The sequence below is a fragment of the Aeromonas sobria genome (genome assembly GCF_006243315.1).
In the GTDB taxonomy this organism is placed as follows: Bacteria; Pseudomonadota; Gammaproteobacteria; order Enterobacterales; family Aeromonadaceae; genus Aeromonas; species Aeromonas sobria_A.
On sequence record NZ_NKWE01000050.1, the window covers coordinates 79,900 to 80,140 of the forward strand.

1 protein-coding gene is annotated in these 241 nt (G+C 63.9%); it reads left to right on the forward strand.

Features of this window, described 5'->3' with window-relative positions; all coding sequences use genetic code 11:
- Position 1: 1 nt before the first annotated feature.
- On the forward strand, positions 2-241 hold a 240-nt coding region (locus CF137_RS17340; RefSeq protein ID WP_240038563.1), incomplete at its 3' end, for an alanine:cation symporter family protein.

Here is a 241-nt window from a genome sequence, read left to right on the forward strand (position 1 = left end):
CCTGCTGGTCGGGACCGGTATCTATCTCACCCTGCGTTTGGGTCTGCTTCAGGTGGTGCGCTTGCCGCTCGCTCTGCGTCTGGTCTTTGGTCGCGATCAGGGCCAGGGCAAGCAGGGGGATGTTTCCAGCTTCGGTGCCCTCTGCACCGCCCTCTCTGCCACCATAGGTACCGGCAACATCGTCGGCGTCGCCACTGCCATCAAGCTGGGCGGTCCCGGAGCCCTGTTCTGGATGTGGATG